This is a genomic window from Streptomyces sp. NPDC047315 (assembly GCF_040643215.1).
GTDB lineage: Bacteria > Actinomycetota > Actinomycetes > Streptomycetales > Streptomycetaceae > Streptomyces.
Genome location: NZ_JBEYTZ010000024.1, coordinates 156,092 through 162,091 on the forward strand (window position 1 = coordinate 156,092; position 6,000 = coordinate 162,091).

At 73.1% G+C, this 6,000-nt stretch carries 8 protein-coding genes; 3 read left to right on the forward strand and 5 right to left on the reverse strand.

Translation table 11 applies throughout. The features are described 5' to 3' along the window. Nucleotides 1–34 precede the first annotated feature (34 nt). Nucleotides 35–628, reverse strand: a complete 594-nt coding sequence (locus tag ABZ842_RS26395) for a hypothetical protein (RefSeq protein WP_361541481.1) — start codon at nucleotides 626–628, stop codon at nucleotides 35–37. A gap of 198 nt (nucleotides 629–826) precedes the next feature. Between ABZ842_RS26395 and ABZ842_RS26400 the strand changes: the two genes are divergently transcribed. Beyond that, a complete protein-coding gene (locus ABZ842_RS26400; protein ID WP_361541484.1) occupies nucleotides 827–1,879 on the forward strand; it encodes a helix-turn-helix domain-containing protein in 1,053 nt (350 codons plus the stop codon). A gap of 1 nt (nucleotide 1,880) precedes the next feature. Here the strand turns inward: ABZ842_RS26400 and ABZ842_RS26405 are convergent, their stop codons facing one another. After that, nucleotides 1,881–2,660, reverse strand: coding sequence for a phosphotransferase (locus tag ABZ842_RS26405; protein ID WP_361541487.1), 780 nt, complete (start codon nucleotides 2,658–2,660; stop codon nucleotides 1,881–1,883). 293 nt (nucleotides 2,661–2,953) lie between these two features. Here ABZ842_RS26405 and vph point away from each other — a divergent pair, with 293 nt between their 5' ends. Next, nucleotides 2,954–3,841, forward strand: a complete 888-nt coding sequence (gene vph, locus ABZ842_RS26410; RefSeq protein ID WP_361541490.1) for a viomycin phosphotransferase — start codon at nucleotides 2,954–2,956, stop codon at nucleotides 3,839–3,841. A 36-nt stretch (nucleotides 3,842–3,877) separates the two neighbouring features. On the opposite strand, the gene ABZ842_RS26415 is transcribed toward vph, so the two are convergent. Both ABZ842_RS26415 and ABZ842_RS26420 read right to left on the reverse strand, forming a co-directional pair. Then, nucleotides 3,878–5,143: an alpha/beta fold hydrolase gene (locus ABZ842_RS26415; protein WP_361541493.1), complete on the reverse strand. Its 1,266-nt coding sequence runs from the start codon at nucleotides 5,141–5,143 to the stop codon at nucleotides 3,878–3,880. A gap of 287 nt (nucleotides 5,144–5,430) precedes the next feature. Next, nucleotides 5,431–5,685 carry a hypothetical protein gene (locus ABZ842_RS26420; RefSeq protein ID WP_361541496.1) on the reverse strand — a complete coding sequence of 85 codons (255 nt, stop codon included), beginning with the start codon at nucleotides 5,683–5,685 and terminating at the stop codon, nucleotides 5,431–5,433. 29 nt (nucleotides 5,686–5,714) lie between these two features. Between ABZ842_RS26420 and ABZ842_RS26425 the strand changes: the two genes are divergently transcribed. Continuing rightward, nucleotides 5,715–5,879: a hypothetical protein gene (locus ABZ842_RS26425; protein ID WP_361541499.1), complete on the forward strand. Its 165-nt coding sequence runs from the start codon at nucleotides 5,715–5,717 to the stop codon at nucleotides 5,877–5,879. A gap of 28 nt (nucleotides 5,880–5,907) precedes the next feature. Here the strand turns inward: ABZ842_RS26425 and ABZ842_RS26430 are convergent. Further along, nucleotides 5,908–6,000, reverse strand: a 93-nt coding sequence (locus ABZ842_RS26430) for an electron transfer flavoprotein subunit alpha (protein ID WP_361538296.1), incomplete at its 5' end; no start/stop codon positions are given.

Here is a 6,000-nt window from a genome sequence, read left to right on the forward strand (position 1 = left end):
GCTGACGGGCCCGGGGCCTCAAGGGAGGGAGGTCCTAGTAGGGCGCGACCCAGAAGAACTCGCCGGCTTCGTCGTACGCGTACAGCAGCCCGGTGCTGCCGCTCACGAGCGCGTACGCATCGGTCTGCCGGACCTGGACGAGCGCCGTGGAGCCGTCCCGCGCGGTGACCTCCGCCTGGCCGAAGTCCCCGTCCACCCGTCCCGTACGGATGGTGCAGGTCAGCCCGATGAAGTCGTGCCGGGACGGCCCGGGTTCATCGGGGAATAGCTTCGCCAGCGGTCGGACGAGCAGCCGCACCAGCACCCACGCGCCGGCCAGCGACCAGCCGAGGGCGGCGAGCCCCAGCGGCAGGACGACCGTCGCGCCGTCGCCGCCCTCGTCGCCGGCGTCGAAGAGCAGCACGCCGCTCGCCAGGCTCAGGAACCAGGCGATCGCGATCAGCAGGGACGCCGACAGGGCGACCGGCACGCCGCCGAGGTGGAGGGCGTGCGCGTCGACGTCGACGTCGAAGCCGTCGTGCTCGACGGCGCCGACCAGGACCAGCAGCCAGAAGCCGATGACGACGACGAGGGCGGCGGTCAGGAAGAGCGTGGGGAACCCGATGGCGGCTGCCACGAAAGCGTCCATGCCGGTCCCCCTCCCGTTTTCCCCCGCCGCCGGTTTCCCGGCGGTCCCTCCGTCGACTCCCGGTCGGCTCTCGGTCGCTTCCTGTCCCCGGCCAACGGAGGCCATCTTGTCCCGGTGCGCCGCCCTCCTGCACTGCCGCTGCCCGGCAGTCTTTACGCTTTCTTAATGCCGGATGCGCACAGAGCGGGGGAAACGATCATGCAGCTGCCGGAAGAACACCTCGACGGATACACCGGGATCCTGACCGACGCCTGCGCGACCGGGCGCCGGCTGAGCCGGGACGAACGGGCCTTGCTGAGGGCCCGCGGCGAAGGCGCAGCGGAAGCCGGCCTCGGGCTGCGCGCCGTGGTCCGCGCGCAACTCGCGCTCGCCCGTACCGTCGTCCCCGAACTGCCCAGGGCCGCCGTCGGCGACCTCCTCGCCACCGTCGAGGAGGCCGTCGACGCCTTCGCCGAGGGCCACGAGCGCGCCCAGCGCCTCGCCGTGCGCCAGGAGGAGGCGGCCCGCCGCGAGTTCATCGACGACCTGCTGTACGGCCGCAGCAACCTCGGCCACGTCGCCGAGCGCGCCGAACGCTTCGGCCTGCTGCTCTCCCAGGCGCACGCGGTAGCCGTGGCGCAGGGTGCCGAGCCGTACGACGACGGCTACCCCGTGACCCGCGGCATCGAGACGTCCCTGCTGGCCCGGTTCGGGGACCGCCACATCCTGCTCACCACCAAGGACGGCCGGGTCATCTGCATCGCCCCCGGCGACCAGGGCGAGGTGCTGCGGTACTTCGCCAAGCAGGCGTACGCGGCGATGGACGGCGGCCAGGTGGCCATCGGCCGCGCCCACCCCGGCGCCGGCGGCGTCGTCCACTCGTACGAGGAGGCTTTGAACGCCCTGGACCTGGCCGCCCGCATGGACCTCGACGACCCCGTGCTGCACGCCGCTGACCTGCTGGTCTATCCCGTGCTCACCCGCGACCGACAGGCCATGGCGGACCTGGTGCGCTCCGTGCTCGGCCCGCTGAAGTCGGCCCGCGGCGGCGCCCGTCCGCTGCTCGACACCCTCACCGCGTACTTCGACACCGGCTGTGTGTCGGCGGAGGCCGCGCGCCGGCTGTCGCTGAGCGTACGGGCCATGACGTACCGGCTCGACCGGATCCGCAAACTGACGGGCGCGGACCCGAGCGACCCCGTGCACCGCTACACCCTCCAGACCGCGGTCATCGGGGCGCGACTGCTGGACTGGCCGGAACAGGACCTGTGAACTACCCGTCCAACAAATGCCGGTAGTGGTCCTCGGCGGGTCCGTCGTCAGCGGCGGCGGCCCGTACGAAGGCGCGCACCGCCGCCGGGTCCGCGCGCTGCCAGGCGGGGACCGTGGCGAGCCAGCCGAGCGCGTCGTCGACGGGCTGCCCCGCCGCCATCAGCCGCACCGCGGCGTGCGCCGGGTCGACCCACGCCGGCCCGGTGGCGGCCCGCGCCCAGTCGACGACGTACGCGTGCCCGCCGGCCCGCCCGATGAGGACGTTGTGCGGCGCCATGTCGGTGTGCAGCAGCGTTTCCCCGGCCAACAGTTCGGCGTCCCCGGGCGCGAGGCGCCCCGAGTACCGCTCGACGAGCGCCGGTACGGCGACCCCGCGCGGCGCCTTCAACCGCGCCATCCGCTTGACCACCGAGTGCACCGCGGCCAGGTCGCCCGTCCCTGGGCGGAAGTCGGCGTGCCGCCCGTCGACGTGGATGAACGCCAGCACCAGCCACCCGTCGCCCCGCACCACGTGCCGCACCGCCGGCCCGACGCCTGCGACGGCCCTGTTGAGGCTCTGCTCGTAGCCGAGGGCCGCGGCGCGCTCGACGTCGTCGTCCCGTACGCCTTTGAGGAAGAGCCGCCCTTGACGTGCGGTGCGGACGACGGCCGCGAGTGAGCCGCCGCGCTCTTCGCCGCGCTCTTCGCCGACGGCGGTCGCCTCCACCACCGGTCCGGTCCGCTCCTCGACCTGCTCCCGTAAGCCGGCGGGAAGCCCTTCCCACCCGACGCGCTCAGGCATGCGCTCTTCCTCTCGTGTCGGCCCCGGTGCGGTCCGTGGGGGGCCACCGGAGCCCGTGCGCCTTCCGTCCCATTCTCCTTCCTGAAGTACGGAGATGGTGCGCTCGTCGCTCGGTTGCGGATTCGCACACCCGGCTGCCGGCGGCAACCCGCGGACGCGTCGTCGTGGACGCGCCACCGTGGATGCGTCATCACGCGGGGAAAAGGACTTCGGGCCGCGTTCCCCACCGTGCGACGATCCCGGCAGGAACGGGCCAGACGACCGGCGACATGACCGGCGACATGAGGAGCGACATGACGGGAAGCGGCGGGCGCGACCGGACGGAGCTCCCCGACGCGGACGTCGTGGCAGCACACCGCTCCCTGCTGAGCAGTCTCCTCCCGCACGACGAACCCGATCAACTCGCGGTCCACGAAGGCCAGTTCCACCGGGTCGTCGTCGGCTCGGAGCGGGTGGTGTGCTTCGCGCGGACCGACGCCGCCGCGGGGCGGCTGCCCGAGCGGGCCGCGGTGCTGCGCGTGCTCGACGGGGTGGACCTCGGCTTCCGCACCCCGCGGCTGCTGGGGGAGGGGGCGTCGTACGTGCTGATGAGCCGGGTGCCCGGGGCGCCGTTGGAGGCGCGGGAGCTGGAGGACCCCGCGGTCGCGGAGGCCGTGGCGCGGCAGTACGCCGCCCTGCTGACGGGCCTCGCGGCGGCCGGCGCCGACGAGGGCGTACGGGCCGCGCTGCGCCCGCCGCCCGAAGGGGAGTGGCGGCGGTTCGCGGCCGAGGTGCGCGCCGAGCTGTTCCCGCTGATGACCGGGGCCGGCCGGGACCGCGCCGAACGCGAACTCGCGGCGCTCGACGCCCTGCCCCGTACCGCATCCGCCGTCGTCCACGGAGACCTCGGCGGAGAGAACGTGCTGTGGGAGACGGCGGCCGGCGTGCCGCGGCTGAGCGGCGTCATCGACTGGGACGACGTCGGACTGGGCGATCCGGCCGAAGACCTCGCCGCGGTCGGAGCGAGCTACGGCGAGGGCCTGCTGGACCGCGTGCTGACGCTCGGTGGCTGGGTGGGGGACGCCACGGTCGTCGACCGGATCGCGGCGATCCGCGGTACGTTCGCCCTCCAACAGGCCCTGTACGCACGGCGCGACGGCGACGAAACGGAGCTCGCCGACGGGCTGGCCGGCTACCGATGACCGGCTACCGCTGACCAGCCCGTCCGCGCGCAGCGCTCAGCCCTTCGGATCGATCAGGTAGTTCTCGATCGCGGGCCGCGTGGCCAAGTCGCCGTAGAGCACGTGGCTCACGGTGTCCACGGTCAGCAGGGACGCCTTCGGGAAGGCGCCCGCGGTGCGCCGGGCGCCCGGCAGCGGGGTCGCCGGGTCGTGGGTCGCGTTCACGACGAACACGGGCGGGAGCGCGCCCTTCGCCTGGGTGGGCTGGGGCTTCGGGGCCATGGGCCAGCCCTGGCAGCCGAGGACGAAGTCGAGGGCCTGGGCGTCGTGGCGGACGTGCGGTGCGGCCTTCGCGACGCGCTCGCTGATCGCGCGGTACTCGGCGTAGTCCCGGATCCGGAAGTCGTTGTCGCGGCAGAGCACGAGCTGCTTGACCGGGTCGTGGTAGTCCGTGGGGAAGTACACCTCGCCCTTTCCGGACTGGAGCGCGGCCAGTTCCTGGGCCGTCCCCTCCGGGGCGTAGTCGCTCAGGACACGGGTGAGGAAGGCGGCGAACTGATCGGAGCTGACCTCGGTCCGCGTCGGGCCGTCGGGCCCGGGGACGCGGAGGGTCCCGGCGTCGGCGCGGGCGTACAGCTCGTCGATGACGGCCGTCACGTCCTGCCCCTTCAGCGCGCACGACGCGTCCGTCTCGCACCAGGCCGCGAGCTTCTTCGCGATGTCGTTGAGGGTGACGGCGCCGTCCGTCAGGAGCCGCTCGGCCGTCGGCCGGACCGTGTCCACGGCGCTGTCGAGCGCCAGCGCCCGCAGCCGCTCCGGGAACAGCCGCGCGTACCGCTCCCCGAGGACCGTGCCGTACGAATGCCCCAGGAAGCTGATCTTCCGCTCCCCGAGCGCGGCCCGGATCGCGTCCATGTCCCGCGCGACGCTCTCCCCTTCCATGTGCGCGGCGAGCGCCCCGCCCTTCTTGAGACAGCTCTTCGCGAGCTTCGCGTTGAGGGTGCGCAACTTCTCGAACTCGGCGGCGTTGCGGGGCCGCTTCGGCATCTTGTCGGCGATGGCCTCGTCGCACTGCACGCGGTTGCTGCGGTCGATTCCGCGCGGGTCGAACCCGATCAGATCGAAGCGCTTGAGCAACTTGGGCGAGTAGGTGCCGAACACCGTCCCCGAGTACATGACGCTCTCGACCCCGGACGCCCCCGGCCCGCCCGGGTTGACGAGCAGCGCCCCGATCCGCTTCTTCGGATCGGTGGCCCGGTGCCGTACGAGGTGGACCTCGGTCGTCGCCCCCTTCGGCTTGGCCCAGTCCACCGGCACCTTCACGGTCCCGCACTCTGCCCTGGGACTCGGATCGGGAAACTCGGGCGCGGCCTTGACGCAGGCCCCCCACGTGATGGCCGGGCCCCCCGTGGTCACTTCCTGCGCAACGGCGAACCCGGGCGCGACGAGCCCGCCGGAAGCGGCGGCGGCCAGAGCGAGGAGCACGGGGAGTCCCCGCCGCCCGGCCCGGGGGCCGGAGTGTGCACGCATGGTCGTCTTCATGCGCGCCACTGTGTCGGGCGGACGTGGTGGCGCGACGATGGGCTGATGACGGGAACGTAACCGGACCCTCAGGACGCGTCGATGACGGCCCGTACCTCGGGTGGGTCCGCGTACGCGGCGAGCCTGGCCAGAACCACCCGCACCCGCTCCGCGGTCCGTTCGCTGGCCACGTCGGCGGAGAGCGTGAGCACCCGTTGCGCGGTGGCCGCGGCCTCCTCGGGTTCGTTCGCGTCGGCTCGTACACGCTGTGGCTGCGGGACACCGCCGTCACGTCGTGGGCGACCGTCGACTTCGTACCCGACCGCGAGGAGTTCGAGGTCCATCGGTCGGGCCCCGCGATCTGTGGAACGAGGTGGCCGATGCGCATCTCTGGTGGATCGGTCAGGGACGGCCGGGTTTCGAACGGTTCGGGCTCACCGTGGACGTCGACGGCGAACGGGTGTGGCTGGACCGGCCGGACCACCCCGCACCCGTGGGTGTCCGCGGCGACGGCAAAGGGGGCGCCATCCGTACGTGACGGTGGCGCCCCCTGCTGCCCGAGTGGTTCAGCCCTTGTGGGTGTTGATTTCGTCGGTGAGTTGGGGGACGACGGTGTGGAGGTCGCCCACGACGCCGTAGTCCGCGAGGTCGAAGATCGG

What these genes read in the sequence shown, in the direction of transcription:
- ABZ842_RS26395 (WP_361541481.1), bottom strand. Translation starts at nt 628, where the DNA reads ATGGACGCTTTCGTGGCAGCCGCCATCGGGTTCCCCACGCTCTTCCTG.
- ABZ842_RS26400 (WP_361541484.1), top strand. Translation starts at nt 827, where the DNA reads ATGCAGCTGCCGGAAGAACACCTCGACGGATACACCGGGATCCTGACC.
- ABZ842_RS26405 (WP_361541487.1), bottom strand. Translation starts at nt 2,660, where the DNA reads ATGCCTGAGCGCGTCGGGTGGGAAGGGCTTCCCGCCGGCTTACGGGAG.
- vph (WP_361541490.1), top strand. Translation starts at nt 2,954, where the DNA reads ATGACGGGAAGCGGCGGGCGCGACCGGACGGAGCTCCCCGACGCGGAC.
- ABZ842_RS26420 (WP_361541496.1), bottom strand. Translation starts at nt 5,685, where the DNA reads ATGGACCTCGAACTCCTCGCGGTCGGGTACGAAGTCGACGGTCGCCCA.